The organism is Acinetobacter sp. 12966, assembly GCF_031196995.1.
Taxonomy (GTDB): Bacteria; Pseudomonadota; Gammaproteobacteria; order Pseudomonadales; family Moraxellaceae; genus Acinetobacter; species Acinetobacter geminorum.
In genome coordinates this window covers 1-230 of sequence record NZ_JAVIMC010000024.1, presented here as the reverse complement: position 1 = coordinate 230, position 230 = coordinate 1, and the positions used below count along the sequence as shown (strand labels likewise).

The 230-nt window shown below is 44.8% G+C and carries 1 protein-coding gene; it reads left to right on the top strand.

Features of this window, described 5'->3' with window-relative positions:
* The coding region (locus RFW85_RS04420) for a DUF4256 domain-containing protein (RefSeq protein WP_309171173.1) at positions 1-174 on the top strand (174 nt) is incomplete at its 5' end.
* Positions 175-230 lie beyond the last annotated feature (56 nt).

Below are 230 nucleotides of genomic sequence, written 5' to 3'. Positions count from 1 at the left end.
CAGCTCGGGGAGTTTGATCTAAAAACATCAAGCTGGCTTGCTACTCCAGAGGAAATTCGAAAATTAGGAGGAGCTCTTTTTGCGGACCGTCGCTATGGTCGAGTCTTCATCTATCACAATGGAGCCCAGTCATATTATGCAGCTCGTGGTTTTCGCTGCTGTTTAAGGGTATAGGTCTTGCGAATCAACTCGATCGTCTGGATTTGATATTTTATGCCAAGAAAATGGAG